This window comes from Sphingorhabdus sp. (assembly GCF_044338195.1).
GTDB lineage: Bacteria > Pseudomonadota > Alphaproteobacteria > Sphingomonadales > Sphingomonadaceae > Sphingorhabdus_B.
On the sequence record NZ_JBIIMC010000036.1, the window covers coordinates 1 to 19806 of the forward strand.

Annotated in this window: 21 protein-coding genes; 11 read left to right on the forward strand and 10 right to left on the reverse strand. The window is 56.1% G+C overall.

The window, feature by feature from the left end; translation table 11 throughout:
* Positions 1-50: 50 nt before the first annotated feature.
* From rpsK to rarD, 7 genes are all read left to right on the forward strand, one after another.
* Positions 51-440 (forward strand): 30S ribosomal protein S11, encoded by a 390-nt coding sequence (rpsK, locus tag ACIQZK_RS09210; protein WP_125229604.1) that lies wholly within the window; start codon positions 51-53, stop codon positions 438-440.
* A 100-nt stretch (positions 441-540) separates the two neighbouring features.
* On the forward strand, positions 541-1602 hold the full coding sequence (locus ACIQZK_RS09215) for a DNA-directed RNA polymerase subunit alpha (RefSeq protein WP_183941946.1): 1062 nt from the start codon (positions 541-543) through the stop codon (positions 1600-1602).
* Positions 1603-1793: 191 nt separating this feature from the next.
* Positions 1794-2207 (forward strand): 50S ribosomal protein L17, encoded by a 414-nt coding sequence (gene rplQ / locus ACIQZK_RS09220; RefSeq protein WP_183941945.1) that lies wholly within the window; start codon positions 1794-1796, stop codon positions 2205-2207.
* 269 nt (positions 2208-2476) lie between these two features.
* Positions 2477-4633 (forward strand): prolyl oligopeptidase family protein, encoded by a 2157-nt coding sequence (locus ACIQZK_RS09225; RefSeq protein ID WP_397575871.1) that lies wholly within the window; start codon positions 2477-2479, stop codon positions 4631-4633.
* 126 nt (positions 4634-4759) lie between these two features.
* Complete coding sequence (locus ACIQZK_RS09230; protein WP_397575872.1) at positions 4760-5335, forward strand: hypothetical protein; 576 nt, start codon at positions 4760-4762, stop codon at positions 5333-5335.
* 144 nt (positions 5336-5479) lie between these two features.
* On the forward strand, positions 5480-5701 hold the full coding sequence (locus ACIQZK_RS09235; protein ID WP_183941941.1) for a hypothetical protein: 222 nt from the start codon (positions 5480-5482) through the stop codon (positions 5699-5701).
* 27 nt (positions 5702-5728) lie between these two features.
* Entirely contained in the window at positions 5729-6610 is an 882-nt protein-coding gene (rarD, locus tag ACIQZK_RS09240; RefSeq protein ID WP_397575873.1) for an EamA family transporter RarD, read from the forward strand.
* On the opposite strand, the gene pyrC is transcribed toward rarD, so the two are convergent.
* Complete coding sequence (pyrC, locus tag ACIQZK_RS09245) at positions 6607-7650, reverse strand: dihydroorotase (RefSeq protein ID WP_397575874.1); 1044 nt, start codon at positions 7648-7650, stop codon at positions 6607-6609. The two genes, rarD and pyrC, sit on opposite strands and share 4 nt — an antisense overlap.
* Positions 7651-7688: 38 nt before the next feature.
* On the opposite strand from pyrC, the gene ACIQZK_RS09250 reads away from it, so the two are divergent.
* A complete protein-coding gene (locus ACIQZK_RS09250; protein ID WP_397575875.1) occupies positions 7689-8411 on the forward strand; it encodes a YgfZ/GcvT domain-containing protein in 723 nt (240 codons plus the stop codon).
* Here ACIQZK_RS09250 and ACIQZK_RS09255 read toward each other — a convergent pair.
* Both ACIQZK_RS09255 and gyrB read right to left on the reverse strand, forming a co-directional pair.
* Entirely contained in the window at positions 8408-8773 is a 366-nt protein-coding gene (locus ACIQZK_RS09255) for a septal ring lytic transglycosylase RlpA family protein (protein WP_397575876.1), read from the reverse strand. The genes ACIQZK_RS09250 and ACIQZK_RS09255 overlap by 4 nt on opposite strands.
* 83 nt (positions 8774-8856) lie before the next feature.
* Complete coding sequence (gene gyrB, locus ACIQZK_RS09260) at positions 8857-11442, reverse strand: DNA topoisomerase (ATP-hydrolyzing) subunit B (RefSeq protein ID WP_397575877.1); 2586 nt, start codon at positions 11440-11442, stop codon at positions 8857-8859.
* A gap of 193 nt (positions 11443-11635) precedes the next feature.
* On the opposite strand from gyrB, the gene ACIQZK_RS09265 reads away from it, so the two are divergent.
* Both ACIQZK_RS09265 and ACIQZK_RS09270 read left to right on the forward strand, forming a co-directional pair.
* Positions 11636-13195: a class I adenylate-forming enzyme family protein gene (locus ACIQZK_RS09265; RefSeq protein ID WP_397575878.1), complete on the forward strand. Its 1560-nt coding sequence runs from the start codon at positions 11636-11638 to the stop codon at positions 13193-13195.
* Positions 13185-13679 carry a DUF2721 domain-containing protein gene (locus ACIQZK_RS09270; protein WP_397575879.1) on the forward strand — a complete coding sequence of 165 codons (495 nt, stop codon included), beginning with the start codon at positions 13185-13187 and terminating at the stop codon, positions 13677-13679. Before ACIQZK_RS09265 ends, ACIQZK_RS09270 begins: the two co-directional genes overlap by 11 nt.
* Positions 13680-13694: 15 nt before the next feature.
* On the opposite strand, the gene coaD is transcribed toward ACIQZK_RS09270, so the two are convergent.
* From coaD to ACIQZK_RS09305, 7 genes are all read right to left on the reverse strand, one after another.
* Complete coding sequence (gene coaD, locus ACIQZK_RS09275) at positions 13695-14207, reverse strand: pantetheine-phosphate adenylyltransferase (RefSeq protein WP_397575885.1); 513 nt, start codon at positions 14205-14207, stop codon at positions 13695-13697.
* Positions 14204-15109 (reverse strand): polyprenyl synthetase family protein, encoded by a 906-nt coding sequence (locus tag ACIQZK_RS09280; protein ID WP_397575880.1) that lies wholly within the window; start codon positions 15107-15109, stop codon positions 14204-14206. The genes coaD and ACIQZK_RS09280 overlap by 4 nt, the downstream gene beginning before the upstream one ends.
* 5 nt (positions 15110-15114) lie before the next feature.
* On the reverse strand, positions 15115-15354 hold the full coding sequence (locus tag ACIQZK_RS09285; protein ID WP_333569375.1) for an exodeoxyribonuclease VII small subunit: 240 nt from the start codon (positions 15352-15354) through the stop codon (positions 15115-15117).
* Positions 15355-15407: 53 nt separating this feature from the next.
* A complete protein-coding gene (locus tag ACIQZK_RS09290) occupies positions 15408-16283 on the reverse strand; it encodes a LysR substrate-binding domain-containing protein (RefSeq protein ID WP_397575881.1) in 876 nt (291 codons plus the stop codon).
* A gap of 304 nt (positions 16284-16587) precedes the next feature.
* A complete protein-coding gene (locus ACIQZK_RS09295; RefSeq protein ID WP_397575882.1) occupies positions 16588-17892 on the reverse strand; it encodes an MFS transporter in 1305 nt (434 codons plus the stop codon).
* A complete protein-coding gene (locus ACIQZK_RS09300) occupies positions 17889-18212 on the reverse strand; it encodes an antibiotic biosynthesis monooxygenase family protein (protein ID WP_395635130.1) in 324 nt (107 codons plus the stop codon). Before ACIQZK_RS09300 ends, ACIQZK_RS09295 begins: the two co-directional genes overlap by 4 nt.
* A gap of 108 nt (positions 18213-18320) precedes the next feature.
* Positions 18321-19502 (reverse strand): phosphatidylserine/phosphatidylglycerophosphate/cardiolipin synthase family protein, encoded by a 1182-nt coding sequence (locus ACIQZK_RS09305; RefSeq protein ID WP_397575883.1) that lies wholly within the window; start codon positions 19500-19502, stop codon positions 18321-18323.
* 119 nt (positions 19503-19621) lie between these two features.
* Here ACIQZK_RS09305 and rpoZ point away from each other — a divergent pair.
* On the forward strand, positions 19622-19806 hold a 185-nt coding region (gene rpoZ, locus ACIQZK_RS09310), incomplete at its 3' end, for a DNA-directed RNA polymerase subunit omega (RefSeq protein WP_397575884.1).

A 19806-nucleotide genomic window follows, 5' to 3' on the forward strand; every position in this document is an offset into this window, starting at 1 on the left:
CTTTCGCCTGATTATTTTTTCTTCGCATTTTCGAATAGGATACACATTATATGGCACGCGAACCACAACGCATTAAAAAGCGGGAGCGTAAAAATATTTCGGCAGGCGTCGCGCACGTCAATGCCAGCTTCAACAACACAATGATCACGATCACCGATGCCCAGGGCAACGCGATCAGCTGGTCATCCGCAGGAACCATGGGTTTCAAGGGCAGCCGCAAGTCGACGCCTTACGCCGCACAGGTTGCAGCGGAAGACGCAGGCAAGAAGGCTGCTGAACACGGCGTTCGCACGCTTGAAGTCGAAGTTAAGGGCCCCGGTTCGGGTCGTGAATCGGCACTTCGCGCATTGCAGGCAGTGGGTTTCACCATCACCTCGATCCGTGACGTGACATCGATCCCGCACAACGGCGTTCGTCCTTCCAAGCGTCGGCGCGTCTAAGCATTCGTTTCAGGGACGGCTGTTCAGTCGTTCCTTCTTTTACCCGCGAACCGGCACGGTGCACCAAATTGCCGGTCCCGCAAAACCCAAGGGGAAATCCATGTCCGTCAATATTAAGAACTGGCAGGAACTGAAAAAGCCCAACGCACTTGAACTCAAGTCAGGTAGCGATGCGAAGCGTAAGGCAACTTTTGTTGCAGAGCCGCTGGAGCGTGGCTTTGGTTTGACTCTCGGCAATGCGCTGCGTCGCGTATTGCTTTCATCGCTGCAGGGCGCAGCGATTACATCGATCAAAATCGAAAATGTGTTGCACGAATTCTCGTCACTCGCCGGCGTTCGTGAAGATGTCACCGACATCGTTCTGAACATCAAGCAAGTTGCGTTGAAGATGGAGGGCGAAGGTCCAAAGCGTCTTCAGCTTTCGGCAACTGGCCCCGGCGCGGTAACCGCTGGTGACATCGCTGTTTCGGGCGACATCCAAGTGATGAACCCTGATCTCGTCATCTGTCATCTCGACGATGGCGCGACGCTGAACATGGAAATCACTGCCGACATCGGTAAGGGTTATGTTCCTGCAGTCGCCAACCGTCCAGCGGATGCGCCAATCGGTCTCATCCCGGTCGACAGCCTGTATTCGCCTGTACGTCAGGTTGCGTACAAGGTGGACAATGCACGCATCGGTCAAGAACTTGACTATGACAAGTTGTCGCTGACCATCGAAACCGACGGCACCGTAACGCCAGAAGACGCCGTGGCGTATGCCGCACGCATCCTTCAGGACCAGTTGCAAGTGTTCGTCCACTTCGAAGATTCGATGTCTGCATCGTCGCCAATGATTGGCATGGCTGCACCATCAGCTTCTTCGGAAGAATCGGATGCAAACCAGCTCAACCGTTACCTTCTCAAGAAGGTCGACGAATTGGAATTGTCGGTTCGCAGCGCAAACTGCCTCAAGAACGACAACATCATCTACATCGGCGACCTCGTTCAAAAGAGCGAAGCCGAAATGCTGCGTACGCCTAATTTCGGTCGCAAGTCGCTGAACGAAATCAAGGAAGTGCTCTCGTCGATGGGCTTGCGCCTTGGCATGGACATCCCCGGATGGCCGCCAGAAAACATCGAAGAGATGGCAAAGAAGCTTGAGCAAGAACTGCTCGGCTAAAGAATATTGGGCCGAGGCAGCGCTTCGGCCCAACCAAAAGGGAAATGGCCGCCCTTAAACGGCCAGGATCGGGGTACCTGATACGGCCCCCCTACGAACAACCGATCCCTTCAGGGAAAGTGGGAACCGGGTTGACCTTTGGTCTGCTTCGCACCTCCCGCCCGGAAGGGTCGGCAAGAAAGGAATGAATTATGCGCCATAAAGTTGGCCACCGTAAGCTGCAACGTACAACGTCGCACCGTACCGCGATGCTTCGCAACATGGCGGCGTCGCTTATCAAGCACGAACAGATCAAGACGACTTTGCCAAAGGCGAAGGAACTGCGTCCTTACATCGAAAAGCTGATTACGCTTGCGAAGAAGGGTGGCTTGTCCAACCGTCGTCTCGCGATGAGCCGTTTGATGGACGACAAGCAGCTGGTAAAGTTGTTTGACGAACTGGCAACGCGCTATGCCGACCGCAGCGGTGGTTACAGCCGCGTGATCAAGGCTGGCTTCCGTGGTTCCGATGCTGCGCCAATGGGCGTCATTGAACTCGTTGACCGCAATGTCGACGCCAAGGGTCAGGACAGCGGCCCAGTTGAAGTATTGGACGACGCTGAATAAGCACGTCTTGCTTTAAGAGTTTCAAAAGGGCGGTATCCGAGAGGGTGCCGCCCTTTTTCGTTTTTGGGGTTCTTGTTATCGATAGGGTCAGCTTCTTTCATGAGATCGCCCGTTCAACGCATGAACGATGTCTGGCGCAGCGGCAGCGGGGCGCATGATTTCGACGAAAATGCGAAATATTCTTGCGGGCGACGGCAGGAATAGTTGGCGTTCACGCGTGGACGCTATAGTCGGATGACAGAGATTTTGAGAGTTGGGGAAATGATAATATGCGAAGTGTATTTTTGGTTGGTGCAGCCTTCATGATGGCACCGATTTCGTCGGTCGCCATGGCCGCAGATTCAGCCACCGCCGATGTCGCAGTCAAACTGACCTATCCGCAGACCAAAACCGTCAATGTCGTTGATGAGCAATTTGGTGTGAAGGTTGCTGATCCCTATCGCTGGCTGGAAGACGATGTGCGCGTCAATCCTGAAGTCGCCGAATGGGTGAAGGCGCAGAATGCCGTCACCGACGCCTATCTGGAAACCTTGCCCGGCAAGAAGATACTCGCCGAGCGCATGAAAAAGCTTTTCGATTATGAGCGCTTTGGCCTTCCTGAAAAAGCCGGTGGCTATTATTTCTTCACAAAGAATGACGGCTTGCAAAACCAGTCGGTCTTATATGTGCGCAAGGGCCTGACCGGTGCGGACCGTATTTTGATCGACCCCAATCTATGGGCAAAAGACGGCGCCACTGCGCTCGATAGCTGGGTGCCATCGAAAAATGGCAAGTTGCTTGCTTATGCTGTTCAGGACGGGGGCTCCGACTGGCGGACGATTAAAGTCATCGACACTGTGACCGGCAAGGTGCTCGCGGACGAAATCAACTGGGCGAAATTCACCAACATAAGCTGGGTGGGCAATGACGGGTTTTTATACTCGCGCTTTGCAGAGCCAAAAGAAGGCGCCGCATTCCAGCAGCTGAATTATAACCAGACGATCTATTACCACAAAATCGGTACGCCCCAGTCGGAAGACAAGGCGATATACGCAACGCCGGACAAGCCCGAATATGGGCATAGTGCGCAAGTGACGCATGACGGCAAATGGGCGGTCATTACGACGTCGTCCGGAACCGATGAGAAATATGAACTGCACGTGATGCCACTTGGCAAAAAGCCAACATGGCAACCGCAACCGCTCGTGACGGGTCTGGAGCATGATTGGGGCCTGATCGAAGGCATGGGCAACACTTTGTGGTTCACCACCAACAAGGACGCGGCAAAGCTTAAGGTTGTTAAGGTGGATCTGGGTGCCAAGACGCCCGTATTTACCGATGTCATTGCGGAGCGTGCGGAAACCCTATCGCGCGCGCAGATCGTCGGCGACCGGCTGATCCTGTCATATATCAAAGATGCCAAATCGATGGCGCTGATGACCGACCTCGCAGGCCAGCCCGTGCAGGAAATCAAGCTGAGCGCGATTGGGACGGCCAGTGGCTTTTCAGGAACGCCGGGTGATCCAGAGACATTTTACGGTTTCTCCAGCTTTAATCAGCCCGGCGCCGTGTATCGCTTTGACAGCAAGACCGGTGCTTCGGCGCCCTTCGCGCAGCCGAAGCTAAGCTTTAACCCAGCCGACTTCTCGGTCGAACAAGTGTTTTACCCGTCGAAGGATGGCACGAAGATCCCGATGTTCGTCGTGCACAAAAAAGATCTCGATCTGACGAAGGGCGCGCCGACATTGCTCTATTCCTATGGCGGGTTCAACATTTCGCAGACGCCGACTTATTCGGCAACGCGCATGGCTTGGCTGCAATCGGGCGGCGTCTTCGCCCTCGCCAATATTCGTGGCGGCGGCGAATATGGGAAGCCGTGGCATGACGCCGGTCGTTTGATGAACAAACAAAATGTCTTTGACGATTTTGCTGCCGCAGCGGAATATCTGATTTCCAGCGGCGTTTCGGCCAAGGGCAAGATTGCCATCGAAGGGCGGTCCAATGGCGGACTGCTGATTGGTGCCGTTGTGAACCAGCGTCCTGACCTGTTCGCGGCAGGCCATGCCGCAGTGGGCGTGATGGATATGGTCCGCTTCGACCGGTTTACCGCTGGCCGTTATTGGGTCGATGATTATGGCTACCCCAGCAAGGAAGCCGACTTTAAAATGCAGATGACCTACTCCCCCTATCACAACATCAAATCGGGGGTCGAATATCCAGCGGTCATCGTCTCGACCGCCGATACCGACGACCGTGTGGTTCCGGGCCATAGCTTCAAATATATCTCCGCCTTGCAAGCTGCAGAAACCGGCAACAAGCCGAAGATCATCCGCATCGAAAGCCGTGCAGGCCATGGTTCAGGCAAGCCGACCGATAAGGTTATTGACGAATATTCGGACATTTATGCGTTTCTCGCCAAATGGACGGGGCTGACCCTCACCGAATAATTGTTCATCAAAATGGCAATTTAGATGAACGGATGCTGACAAGTCAATTCAGCATCCGGTCAACCCGAATCGCCTATTCGCTCTCCATCGGCACAGAATGACTGGACCGGTTCAAGGAGAACGAAGATGAATTTCATGACCAAAACTTTGCTTGGCGCGGGAGCTGCTGCAGCAGCTTTGGTGAGTGTAACCGTTCCCGCCCAAGCGCGTGATCGCTATGACCGCAACCGCGACCGCGACCGTGATAGCATAAGTGCTGGCGAAATTATTGCCGGCGCGGTGGTGCTCGGTGGTCTTGCCGCTGTGCTTTCCAGCGGCAACAAAGGCCGCAACGATCGCCGCGGTTATGACGATCGCTATGATGACAACCGTGCAGGCTATAATTACGACAATCGCAACGGCGGCGGCCGCGCCGCGGTAAACCAGTGCGTCGCCAGCGTTGAACGTTGGGCCAATGGCTACAGCCGTTCAGACGTCACGCAAGTGCGCAGCATCGAACGGACACGTTTTGGCTATCGGGTCCAAGGCAATGTCGTTGTTCAAGACGGCGGACGTGGCCGGTATGACAATAACCATTACGGCAATGACCGATTTGGCGGCAACGCGTATCAGCGCGGTTACGACAAAGGTCGCTTCACCTGCTTTGTAGAGCGTGGCCGCGTGGTCGACATCAACTATCGCGGATTGGAACAGTGGCGCTGAATGTTCACAGGTGCGTGGGTATAATGAGGCTCAGTCTGGTGACAGGCTGAGCCTCTTTTCATTTCGGTGCCGCGATACGCGCGGGACTGATTGGGGCGGCTGGCTGTGCTTGCCACAATCCTAAAAACCCGCCACAGTCGCCTGATGGCAAATATCCTCGCATTTCTGTTTGGCCTGATTGCGCTCTTGCTGGCTATTATCGGGTTCATCCCGTTGCTGGGATGGCTGAACTGGCTCATTATTTTGATCGCTGGCGTCGGCGCGGCCTTTGGCTTCGCGTCTGAAAAGGACAGCGGCCGCAACTTCTGCTTGGTCGTGATAGCTATTTGCGCGCTGCGCCTCTGGATAGGCGGCGGGATCATTTGATCCCCGCGCGAAGGCTTAGCAAAACATATGACCGACAAATCTGAAACCGCGCAGCCAAGTGGCCTGCCTTATGCCCTGTCGGCATATCTCATCTGGGGCTTCGTCCCGGTTTATTTCAAGCTGCTGAGCCATGTCTCGCCAATCGCGGTCGTTGCGCAGCGCGTCTTGTGGTCCATTCCGCTGCTGCTGGTCATTATGGCCTTTCGCAAACAGCTTGGCGAATATGCCGCCATTTTTCGCCATAAGGCGCATTTGCGCAATTTGCTCGCCTCTGCCACGTTGGTCGCCATTAACTGGCTGATCTACATTTGGGCCGTCTCCACGGACCATATTTTGGCCGCGAGCCTTGGCTATTATCTCAACCCCTTGGTGAACGTCCTGCTGGGGCGTCTGTTTTTAGGTGAGCGATTGCGGCCGCTTCAGATGGTCGCCGTTGGCGTTGCGATCCTCATCGGTGATGCGCTCGATACCTTGTGGGTATCGATATCGCTCGCTTTAAGCTTTGGCCTCTACGGCCTTATCCGCAAGATTACGCCCGTTGGCTCTGTGCCCGGCCTTGCAACAGAGACGACGTTGCTCGCGCCGCTGGCCTTGGGCGCGGTACTCTATTTCGCGCAAGTTGGCGGCGGCGGATTTGGCGATGATGTGACGACGTCGGGGCTTTTGATATTGGCAGGTGCGGTCACCGCCATCCCGTTGCTGATGTTCGCGACCGCCGCCCGCCGGATGAGCTATACCAGCCTGGGCTTTGTGCAATATACGGCACCGTCCATTGCTTTCCTGCTGGGTGTGTTCGTGTACGGTGAGCCGTTGAGCACGACCAAGCTGGCGTGCTTCATCCTGATCTGGTTCAGTATCGCGATTTTCTGTGCCGACGCGATTAAAACCTACAGGGCATCAAAAGCTTAAGCTTTCAGACGCCAGCGCAATGTTTCCCCTGCGTGGAACGGAACGACATCAAGCCCTTCAAGCGTAAGCAGCTCGGGCACGACGATATCGGTGCGTTCCAATATTATGCGCTCCTCGTTCAACGGCAGGCCATAGAAACGCGGGCCATTTTCCGAAGCAAAGGCTTCAAATCTGTCCAGCGCGCCTTCTTCTTCAAAGACGGCGGCGTAGCTTTCCAATGCGAAGGGCGCGTTGAAGATACCCGCGCACCCGCAGGCGCTTTCCTTGGCAGATTTGTCGTGCGGCGCGCTGTCGGTGCCGAGGAAATATTTTTCGCTGCCCGATGTCGCAGCCTTGCGAAGCGCAAGCCGGTGCACCTCACGTTTGGCAACCGGCAGACAGTACGCATGCGGACGGATGCCGCCTGCAAACATGGCGTTGCGGTTGATGTGCAAATGTTGCGGCGTGATGGTCGCCCCGACATTGGGACCGCTGGCATCTACAAAAGCAACGGCATCAGCGGTGGTGATATGTTCAAACACGATCTTCAGCTCAGGCAGATCGCGGACCAGCGTCGACAGCGTCCGTTCAATGAACACAGCCTCACGGTCAAAGATATCGACATGCGAGTCTGTGACTTCGCCATGGATCAGCAATGGCATCCCGATCCGCGCCATATGCTCAAGCGCGGGCATGATGTTGGTTACGCTGGTGACACCGTGCGCGCTGCCGGTGGTGGCATGCGCAGGGTATAGCTTTGCCGCTGTAAACACACCTTCGGCGTGACCGCGCGCCAGTTCATTCCCGTCACTTACGTCGGTAAGATAGGCCGTCATAAGCGGCGTGAACGTGACGCCTTCGGGCACCGCTGCCAAAATCCGGTCACGATAGGCGGCGCCCCCTTCAACCGTCGTGACTGGTGGCGACAGATTGGGCATGACAATCGCACGCGCAAACTGTTTTGCTGTAAAAGGCACCACGCTGCGCATCGCTGCACCGTCGCGAAAATGGAGATGCCAATCATCAGGGCGGCGGATGGAAAGAATCATCTGGTCGGTCATGGCTTCCCTTTAAGCGCCTCTCCCCCTATCTGTCACCTATGCCAAACACCCGTCTATTCGACCGTAGCGTTATCCGTCTGTCGCCCACCGAGCCGGGAGAGGACGCGCGCCAATTTTTGCAGGGTCTAGTGACGCAAGATACCGCGGCAGAAATGCCCTTATGGGCGGGCTTGCTGAGCCCACAGGGAAAGGCGCTGTTCGATTTCATCCTTTGGGCAGATGGCGGCGATGTGCTTATCGACTGCGAAGGCACGCAAGCAGACGCATTGGTCCGCCGCCTGTCCATGTATCGGTTACGCCGGAAAATCGCCATTGCCATTGATCCGGCATGCGGCGTTTTCTGGAAAAGCGACGGCAGTTCAGACCCACGCCATGCGAAGCTCGGGACACGCTGGCTGGCCGCCCTGGCGGACGATGATGTCGATGTGAGCGCCGACTATCGCGCGCATCGGCTTGGGCTGGGCATCACTGAGGGCGTAAATGAACTGGGTAGCGAACAGACTTTGTGGCTAGAGGCCAACGCCGCGGAATTGAACGGGGTTTCCTTCACCAAGGGCTGCTATGTCGGGCAGGAGAATACTGCGCGCATGAACTGGCGGCAGAAGGTCAATCGACGGCTGGTGGTCGTCCCGTTGGCGCAAGCCGACGAGAGCCGCCAGCGCTGCGTCTATCCGGAACTGGATATATCGGTGGAGTATCGCCGCGTCGAAGATTTGGCGGCGCTTGTTCTGCCAGACTGGCAGCGCGCTGCGCTTGGTTAATCGAGCCGCTCGAGCTTAACTTTTGCGGTCCCGCTGCGGTGCATGCCGATCTGTTTGGCCGCGGCATAAGATATATCGATGATGCGTGATTTGCTCCACGGGCCGCGGTCGTTCACCCGTACGATAACTTCCTGACCATTGGCCAGATTGGTGACCACCACCCTTGTGCCAAAGGATAAGGTCCGGTGCGCCGCCGTCATCGCATTTGGATCAAAACGCTCCCCACTGGCCGTGCGATTGCCGCTGAGTTCAGCGCCATAATAGCTGGCCAATCCCGTGCCGATGTCGACACGGCTGTCGCCCGCCTGCACCAAAACCGGCAAGGCGATGAGCGCGAGCGCAAGATAGTGACGTTTGTGCATGATATTCCCCCCGAGGCGTGCGGGCTACAATAAACGCCGCACGCTTCCAATTGTCGAAGCGATAATGTGCACAGGCTTTGCGTTCAAACGTCCAGATTGGCGACGTTGAGCGCGTTTTCGACGATGAAATCACGCCGTGGCTCAACAACTTCGCCCATCAGCTTGGTGAAGATATCGTCCGCCAAGTCGGCCTGGTCAATTTCGACACGGAGCAGCGACCGGTGATTAGGGTCAAGTGTCGTTTCCCACAATTGCTCCGCATTCATTTCGCCAAGACCCTTGTAGCGCGAAATCGATAGGCCCTTTCGGCCGGCGGCGAGTATGGCCTCAAGCAATTCCGATGGACGCGTGATCGCGCCTTTATTGCCCACACTGACCGCGGTCGTCGCGCGCTTGGCTTGGTCGCCAACGGCGTCAGCGGCTTCTGCGTCGCTATCTGCTTCGATGTCTTCGGCGGCATCTGCTGCTGCAGCGGCAGTGACCTTCACCAATCGAGCAGGGGTTTCGTAACTAGCGGTTTCTTCGCTGGCGAGCTTGTGCAGCTTGCGCGCTTCTGCCGACATTAGGAATGCCGCGTCGATAATGTGGTGATCGGTTACACCGCGCCATAGGCGTGCGAAGTGATAGCCACCGTCTTCGGATACGCGGCCGGACCATTTGCCCTCAACATCCTGCGCGCCCATCCATGCGGCCGCCTTGGCCACCGCAGAAGCGCGGTCGGTTGCTTCGGGGTCAAGCGCGCCGGTTAGCGCCATGGCCTCGACTATTGTGGGGTCGTAGCGGCGCGGCACAAATGCCATCAGGCTGCGCATACGGCGTGCATGATCGACCAATGCGCCCAAATCGGCACCCGCACGTTGTCCGCCGGCACCTTCAAGCACAACGCCGCCAAGACCAAGCTCGGCGAGATGGTCGTCGAGCGCCTTGTCGTCCTTAACGTAAATCTCGCTGCGGCCCTTTGCGACCTTGTACAAAGGCGGCTGCGCGATGAAGAGATGACCATTTTCGATAATCTCGGGCATCTGGCGATAGAAGAATGTCAGCAACAATGTGCGGATATGTGACCCGTCGACGTCAGCGTCGGTCATGATCACAATCTTGTGATAGCGCAGCTTTTCAATGTTGAAATCTTCGCGGCCAATGCCTGTGCCCATGGCTTGAATGAGCGTGCCCACTTCCTTGGACGAAAGCATCCGGTCAAAACGCGCGCGCTCGACGTTCAGGATTTTACCCTTGAGCGGCAAAATCGCCTGATAATGGCGGTCGCGACCCTGCTTTGCCGAACCACCTGCGGAGTCGCCTTCGACCAGGAACAGTTCGGATTTGGCGGGATCTTTTTCCTGACAATCAGCCAGCTTGCCGGGCAGAGACGCAACGCTCATCACCGATTTGCGGCTGGCCTCGCGCGCCTTACGTGCGGCTTCGCGGGCGGCGGCGGCATCGATGACCTTTTGGATCACGGTGCGCGCATGGGCGGGATTTTCTTCAAGCCACTCGCTCATCCGGTCGGCCATCAGGCTTTCCAGCGGCTGGCGCACTTCGGATGACACCAACTTGTCCTTGGTCTGCGACGAGAATTTCGGATCAGGCAATTTCACCGACACAATCGCGGTCAGGCCTTCGCGCATGTCATCGCCAGTCAGCGTGACCTTTTCCTTTTTCAACACGCCCGATTTTTCGGCATAGTTGTTCAGCGTGCGTGTCAGTGCCGAGCGGAATGCCGCCAAGTGGGTGCCGCCATCGCGCTGCGGAATGTTGTTGGTGAAGCATAAGACGTTTTCGTAATAGCTGTCGTTCCATTCCAGCGCGACATCGATGCCGATGCCGTCACGGTGTGACGAAATCGCAATCGGATCGGCAAGCAACGCCGTTTTGTTGCGGTCCAGATATTTAACGAACGCGCCAATGCCGCCCTCATAATAGAGGTCATGTTCTTTGACTTCGGAATGGCGGTTGTCGCGCAGCAGAATGCGGACGCCAGAGTTTAGAAACGCCAGTTCGCGATACCGATGTTCAAGCTTGTCAAAATCAAATTCGAGCACATTTTTGAAAGTCTCGGTCGACGCCATGAAGGTGACGCGCGTACCCTTTTTGGGTTTACCATCGGCCACAGGGGCATCGCCACGAACGATCAATGGCGCAACGGCGTCGCCATGTTCAAAGCGCATCCAATGCTCTTTGCCTTCGCGCCAGATGGTGAGCTCCAAGAACTCAGACAGTGCATTGACGACGGACACACCGACGCCGTGCAAACCGCCCGATACCTTGTACGCGTTGTCGTCCGACGTGTTCTCAAACTTACCGCCGGCGTGCAGTTGAGTCATGATGACCTCAGCTGCGGAAACGCCTTCTTCCTTGTGCATGCCCGTCGGGATGCCGCGGCCGTTATCTTCGACCGATACCGATCCGTCGGCATTCAATTCGATCAGCACCAGATCGCAATGTCCGGCGAGCGCTTCGTCGATCGCGTTGTCCGATACTTCGAACACCATGTGGTGCAAGCCGCTGCCGTCATCCGTATCGCCGATATACATTCCCGGCCGCTTGCGAACCGCGTCTAGGCCCTTGAGAACCTTGATGCTGTCGGCACCATATTCGTTCTGATTTGGGTTGGCTGCGCTGTCCGCAGACGGGTTATTTTCGGAGTTTTCCGGGATTTGATCTGTCATCTGTGGACTATAGGCCCCAAGGCCGAAAAGCCCAAGGAAAAGCGGCGATAAAGGGCTATTTTTCCACAATCTTTTGCGCCTGTCGCCTGTTGCGTTTTTGGGTGGCGGCCTGCGACGAAAAATTAAGCGGTGAAAGTTTTCGATATCGCGCTAAATCATCAGATGCGCATCTAAGGGATAGGCACAAAACGTAATGAATATCGAGACTGAACTGGAAAAGAGCTTTGGTGACTTTGGCGCTCTCATCGGTGCTTGGGGTATAGAAAAGCCCGACGCGCCAGCGCTCGCAGACAAGTTTACCACGGTTTCTTGGAGCCAAGTTGCGCAGTCGACGTCCCGCATTGCAGCCCAGCTTCAGCGCGATGGTCTTCAGCATGGTCAGGCGGTTGCCATTTTGGGCATGAGCAACATCAATTACGCATTGGTCTATTTGGCCGCAGTGCGTGCAGGTGGCTGCGCTGCGCCGCTGACGACATCGGCTACGCCGGCGCAATTGTCTGCAATGTTGCGCGACTCAGGGGCGATGCATCTCTTCGTCGATGCGGCAAAGCTGGCTGAGCTCGGCGGTATAGACTTGGGCGATGTACGCATTGTCATATTGGATAATGGCGACGCAGCGCACCCAAGCCTTGACGCTTGGATGGCCGAAGAGAGTGCGACATTTGCAGCAGCCGCACCTGCGCCGACTGACCCGTTCAACATCATTTATTCGAGCGGAACGACAGGCACGCCAAAGGGCATCATCCATTCGCACGCCATGCGCTGGCACCAGATGGCAGGCGGTTTCAAATCCATTTACAGTCGTGACAGCCGTTCGCTGGTTTCCACGCCCTTATATTCAAACACGACGCTCGCTGTGTTCCTGCCGACCATGTGCCATGGTGGATTTGCCCGGATCATGGATAAATTTGATGTCACCGGCTATCTTGACCATGCGCAGGCCGACCGGACGACGCATACCATGCTGGTGCCCGTCCAATATCAGCGGCTCATGGCGCATGATGGTTTTGCACAATACGATCTTTCGCATTTCATCATCAAATTTTGCACCAGCGCGCCATTCCCGGCGGAGTTAAAGGCCGATGTCGTCAAACGCTGGCCCGGCGGGCTTATTGAAATTTATGGCATGACGGAGGGCGGCGTCGTCTGCATGTTGCAGGCGCATAATTTCCCCGACAAGCTGCACACTGTGGGGCAGCCCGTGACGGGCCATGAACTGATCGTCCTTGATGACGACGACAATCGCCTGCCTGCTGGATCAAAAGGCGTTTTGACCGGCCGGTCACCCACCATGATGTCCGGCTATAAGAACCAGCCTGAAAAAACGCGCGAGATGGAATGGCGCGATGAGGATGGCAATATCTGGCTGAAAACCGGAGACATCGGGATCGTTGATGAAGACGGCTTTGTCTCCATCGTCGGACGCGCGAAGGATATGATCATCTCGGGCGGGTTCAATATTTACCCCAAAGATCTGGAAGAGCTGCTGGAGGCGCAAGCGGAGGTTGCTGAGGCTGCCGTGGTAGGCATGCCATCCGATGCGTGGGGCGAGACGCCGGTTGGCTTTGTGCGGCTGCATCCCGACGCCAGCAGCACGCCCGACGCTATCTTGGAACGGGTGAATGGGCAGCTTGGCAAAACCCAACGCATTTCGGTGCTATACCCAATCGACGAAATGCCCCGCAGCCATATCGGTAAGTTGCTGAAAACCGATTTGCGGACATTGGCGGCAGATTTGCAAAATGGACGGTAAATTTGGCCCAGATTTGGCGGCGGTCATTTCCGTTCTGCAGACGGCACTGACCCCCGCATTTTTGCTGGTTGCGGTAGGCAGCCTGCTCAATGTCCTCACGGGCCGACTATCGCGCATTGTTGACCGGTCACGCGATCTGCAGCGGCAATATGCGGACACCGACGGGAAAGCGCATCAACGGGTCGTTACCGAACTGCGCATCATTGAAAAGCGCATGCGTGTGGTGGGAAGATCGATATTGTGCGCGGTTTTGTCCGCGATTTCGGTGTGCATCATGATCGTTGTCTTGTTCGTTATGGGGCTCACCAATATTTCCGCAGCATGGATCGCTGTGGCCGTATTCATGCTAGCACTGGCGCTATTGTCGGCTTGCCTGTTTCAATTCGTGCACGAGATCCGCTTGGCAACTTATGCGATATATGTGCCTGAGGAATATCTTGAGCTGCCGGCGCCTAAGGAACGCAAGCGGCGTAAGACGATGTAACGCGCAGGCGCGTAGTTAGCTTGCCTTGCCGCCCAATAGTTGAACGCGCGCGACAACTTCGTCGCGGATCGTAGGCGTCACAAACTTGCCAATTTCGCCACCATATATGGCGATTTCCTTCACCAACCGAGAGGCGATGGGCTGAAGCGAGACATCTGCCATCAGGAACAGCGTTTCTACGCGGTCATTCAGCTGGCGGTTCATACCTGTGAGTTGATATTCATATTCGAAATCAGTGACGCCGCGAATGCCGCGAATGACCGTGCTTGCGCCATGTGCTTCGGCAAAGTCCATCAGCAGTGAATTGAACCCGACAACGCGGATATGATCCGCGCCAATTGTCGCCACTTCACGTTCGACCATCGCAATACGCTCTTCATCGGCAAACATCGGCGATTTCGACGCGTTGGTGGTCACGCCAATGATGAGCTCATCGACAAGCTTTGCGCTGCGCCGGATGATATCCATGTGGCCCAAGGTGATGGGGTCAAAAGTTCCGGGATATACGCCAATCCGGTGGGTCATCAGCGATCTCTTTCCGTGATATAATTTGCAATGGCGCGCAACAAATCCGCCTCTGCGCCATAGCTTGATAGATAGTCATTGGCTTGCTGGACCAGCATTTCAGCCTGTTGCTTGGCGCGATCAAGCCCCATCAGTGACACAAATGTGCCCTTGCCTGCCTCGGCATCTTTCTGAAGCGCCTTGCCAGCCAATTCGGGGTCGCCCTCGACATCCAAAATGTCATCGGCAATTTGAAAGGCGAGGCCAATGTCGCGGGCATAGCCCCGCAAATGCGCGCGGCCTTCGGGTGGGATATGGCCCAAAATGGCCCCCATTTCGACACTGGCCGCAATAAGCGCGCCGGTTTTCAGCGCCTGCAGGCGCATCACCGTTTGCAAATCAAACGATGCGTTCTCCGCCTCAATGTCCATCATCTGGCCACCCGCCATGCCTTCAGGGCCACTGGCCAGCGCCAGCGTTGACACCAGCTCGCCACGCACAAATGGGTCGCTATGGGTATCTGGATTGGCCAAGATTTCAAAAGCGAGCGCATGCAGCGAGTCACCGGCCAAAACCGCCGTCGCTTCGTCAAATGCGCGATGCACGGTGGGCTTGCCACGGCGCAAATCATCATCGTCCATGCAGGGCAGGTCGTCATGCACTAGCGAATAGACGTGAATGGCTTCAACCGCCGTACCCACGCGCAAAGCCGTTTTGCGCTCGACGTTGAACAAGGCTGCGGTGGCCGTTACCAGCAACGGACGAAGACGCTTGCCGCCGCCAATCGTTGCATGCCGCATGGCTGCATATAAACGGTCGCGTGCGTCCCCGGGTAATGTCAGCAGCGTGTCGAATTCTTGGTCAACATCTGCTGCAATGCTGGTCAGCGCATCTTGAAGCAGCGAAGATGTCGATAGCTCCGACATCACATTCATCCCGCGTCGAACGATGTGGTGCCCGTTGGCGCACCGTCAGGGCCAAGCGTAATCGCTTCAATCCGGGCCTTCGCCATATCAAGCCGTTGCTGGCACAGCGCCCGCAGCGTGTTGCCGCGTTCATATAATGCAATGGATTCATCAAGCGGCGCTTCACCGCTTTCCAGCTTGTGGACGATATCTTCAAGCGCGCGCAGCGCCTGTTCGAAGTTCAATTCAGCAACGTCGTCAGTCATCACACTGCAATGACGCGGGGCGGGCGACGGGTCAAGTGTTCGCGCTATCGATTTTATACGCCGGCCTTTAACAACCAGTCGTGGAAAATCTTGACGGCGCGCTGCTTCAGCGCGCGCGGGCGACACACGAACCAGTAGCTATAGGGACTTTCAACCTCTGTATCGAAAAGACGCGTTAGGCGTGGATCACGCGCGTCCGAAAAATGGCTTCCGTGCATGATCGCGACGCCCAGCCCATTGGCGGCAGCTTCAAGCATGAGCGCGCCACTATCCAAACTATCAATGGCGGCGGGCTTTAAGCGGGGTACACCCATGGCCTGACGCCAGGCATCGAATATCATGGGCATGTCGCTGTGGACCATGATCGTATGTTTGGCCAAGTCCTCGGGCTTTTGCACATTATGTTCTTTGGCCCATTGTTCCGAAGCGATCGCATAGACAAGGTTACGGTCGAGACGGACGCTGTAGAGTTTTGGGTCAACCTCGGCAGCGATGATAATCGCGGCATCAATCACATCGCCCAACAGATTTTCCGCATGGCCAGAGGTATCAACGTCGATATGCAATTTCGGGAACGCTTTGCGCAGTTCGGGGAGGCGCGGGATGAGGCGCTGTGAACCGAAAAGCGGAAGCAAGCCGAGGCGCAGGCGATATTCGCCGCCACGTCCGGCAAGCTCTTCAACCGCTTCGGCCATCGCATCCATCGCGGGCTCGACAGCAGCCAGCAAGGTTTCGCCATCGGCGTTAATGACCATGGCTTGAGCGCGGCGGTCGAACAGCGATTTGCCGATAAAATCTTCCAGCGCCTTAATGCGGCGGCTTAAGGCAGGAGGTGACAGAGCCAGTTCACTGGCCGCGGCTTTGGCCGAACCCAATTTGGCGACGCGCAAAAAGGCTTCCAATGACCGTAATGGTGGCAATCTGCGCATATGATCTCCCCGTTTTGTCGCACTGCAACAAAAGTGACTTGATTCTGCGATCGTGCAAATGCCGCGGAATTCATGATGTTCTTATAAATAGCAGTTGCAGGATATGCAACTGCTATTGCACTGTTCGCACTTGCACAAAAAATGAAAACTCGCGATAGGGGACAAGCCTTATAGGCATCCTCTCCTAAAGACTTTTTCAGGGTCGACTTCGGTCGGCCCTTTTTTTTGGCGTCAAATCTGCCTCTGTTAGTCGAGCTTGCGAAACGTCATAATGTAGTGATCTAACAATGATGCGGCCAGCGCCCTAAGCTTCGTCGGGAACAATCAACGCCCGCCTGCCCCAAATGATCAGAAAAACCAATGAGGCAGAGATGAGGATGAAGGTTGCTGGCTCCCACCAGCTCAAAAGGGCGACGCCGACTGCTGGGGCGAAAATATAGGCTGCGCCATTGATCGAGGCGATTTTGCCGGCGACATCGCCTTGCTCATGCCGCCTGACAGCCAATGAGGCACCTGCGGTAAATCCCGGCCGGAACAGCCCAAAGCCCAAAGACGCAATCGCAAAGCCTGTGCTGATGCCGTAAAAATCGTGGCTAACGCCGGTTAATATGGTGCCAATCAGCGCAAGTATCGAACCCCAAAGCACGGAACTGCGTGCGGCGAGGGACAAGATCGGGATGAGGCCCCATTGCGCCAATAACGTCGCCATCGCGCCAATGAGCATGACGGAGCCACTGGCCTGCACCGCTTCCCAAGGGCGATCATGCAGCCCAAGGCGATCGCGGACGAGGAAGCCGACGACGCCAAGGATGATTGCCTGCGCGTGCCCGCCAATGAGGCCCGCAATAAGCCACGACGCCATTCTTTCATCGCGCCATGGCAAGCGAACTTCTTCATCGGGTAAGGAGCCCAGCGCTTCGCCATCGACGTCTTCGGTATCGAGCGCGTTCATCGACGCAGAATTGGGATAGGCTGCAACCGAACCGCGTGCGGCAAAGCGCGGCGTGTCGTTCGGCAACAGCACATGCAAAGCGATCAGGACAGCGACGCCAAATATCGCAAACATGATCAACGGTCCGGCCAGTCCAAAGGGCGGGAACAACAGATAATGCGCGGTCGCCGGGCCAATGACGGTGCCCACGCCGAACGACGATGCAAGCATGGACAATGCCTTCGTCCGCTCCGCGCGTTCGGTTCGTGCGGCAACATAAGCCTGAACAGCGGGCGGGGCGGCGGAACCGAAACCGCCATAAAGGCTGCGGAAGATCGCAAAGAGTATGAATGTGACGACTGGGCCGATTAGGCCGGCAAGTCCAAGCCACAACACCAGCCCGCAAAGGCCCATTGACGAGATGAAGCCAATGATGCCGACACTCATCAATTGCTTGCGGCCCCGACGGTCGGACAAGCGCGCCCATTTGGGGGCGGTGATGACCCATAAAAGTGCAGACCAGCTAAACGCGAGGCTGACCAACACGTCGGGCATATCGAGTTCGCTTGCGATGGCAGGCAATGCAGACTGCATCGCCGTATTGCCCGCAGCGGCCACAAGCATGACGAGGAAGAGTATAACGACGCGGCTGTTGGGTATGGCCTGAACTGCACTCATGGCTTTTTCCAATCATAGCTGCGTGTGACTTCTGCGACATGCAGGCTGTAATCGCTGTACCAAAGATCGCGTCCCGCATTTCGGATCGCGAAGTGCTCGGGGTGATCGCGCCATGCTTTCGCGCTGGCTTCATCTGCCCAATAGCTGACGGTTATGCCAAGCCCGTCTGACCCCCGCACTGAATCCATGGCGATATACCCCTCCTGTTGCGTAGCCAGCGTTTCCATCATCGCGGCTGCGTCTGCATAGCCCACAGCGTCAGCATCGGTCCGCTGCGCCACGAAAATCACTGAGATTGTTCCTCGGGGAAGCTTTGCCATGACCAAGGCATTAGGACCGATATGTCCGACAATGCAAGCGCGGCAGAGCAGATTATTGATGAATGGGTTTGCATAGAGGGAGCCCAATTCTGGGGCTCGAAAGAAAGTTTACCGGTTGCGCAGCAGGCTGAACTTGATCCGCCGGCCAATGCTATAGTCCACCGAATTTACGAGGAAATATGCAATTGCAGCCTTGAACCGGCTCCAAATATTGTCGCGCGCTTTTAACAAGACAGGCGTTTGTTCTTCGGATTGGGCAACCAGCCCGTCGATTAACGTGCGCATATACAGCGCCAGCGCATCATCCTTTATGCGCACCATGATCTCAAGATTGATGAACATGCTGCGGACGTCGAGATTGGCCGAGCCAATATACACCGCATCATCAATGACCATCAGCTTCATGTGCAGGCGGCGCGGCTGGAATTCGTAAATCTTCGTACGACGCCGCAGCAGGTAACGGTACAGCAGCCGTGCTGCGGCAATGGTGGCCCCATTGTCTGTTTTGCCGGCCATGACGAGGCGCGATCCTTTGTTGTGTTTCGATACCTTCGCCAATCGGCGCAATATCGTTTGCGATGGCGAAAAATAGGCCGACGCAATGTCGAACCTTTTTCCAACCTCCAAAGACCGTTTGAACGTAAGCGCCCATGGCGAGATGCGATTTGTCGGTCCGCCCAACAGCCATTGGATTTCGCCGATGCCCGGACGCCATTGCTGGATAATCGAACGGATTTTACGATAGCGCACCTTTCCGCCTGCCGATGCACCTGCCATTTCGTCGAAATAGCGCGCCAGACGCGGCACTTCCGGACCGGTTATAATGATGCCCAAATCTTCCCAATCCGCATCGCCGGATCGCCCGAAATATTGATCGGTGATGTTGAATCCGCCCACGAGCGCGTGCGTGCCATCGGCGATGAGGATTTTTTGATGATTGCGGATGATATAGCCCAAGCCCTTGCGGGTGCTGAAGCAATGATATCTCCCGCCCGCATCGGTCAGTTCGTCAAAGAAACGGTCGCTAATCGCGGCAGAGCCAAAGCTATCGATGATCAGCTGTACCTGCACACCGCGTTTTGCCGCCTCGACCAACGCCGTCCGGACGTCGCGTCCAACCGAATCGTCGGCAAACATATAGAAAAACATCTGGATGGAGTGTTCCGCCAACGCGATCAGGCGTAACACCGCATCAAGCCTGTCGTTCGGGGCATGCACCAGATGGAGCTGATGGCCAGCAACCTGAAACTGCTTTCCGGGAAACCCGGGGGTGCCTGATTGCGTTGCCATAAGCCAAGTTACCGCTTTGCGCAGGCTACGGCAAGCTGCCTGCCCTTTTCATTGACATTTTCGCTGGTTGTCTTTAGGCGCGAGCAACTTCCCGAAATTCCGAAGAATCAGGAGCCAAGATGGCACGCGTTACTGTTGAAGATTGCATCGACAAGGTCACCAACCGGTTTGACCTCGTATTACTCGCCGCAGAACGCGCGCGTGAAATCTCTGGTGGTGCTGAACTGACTGTTGATCGTGATCGCGATAAAAACCCCGTTGTGGCTTTGCGCGAAATCGCTGAAGAAACGGTTCGTCCAGACCA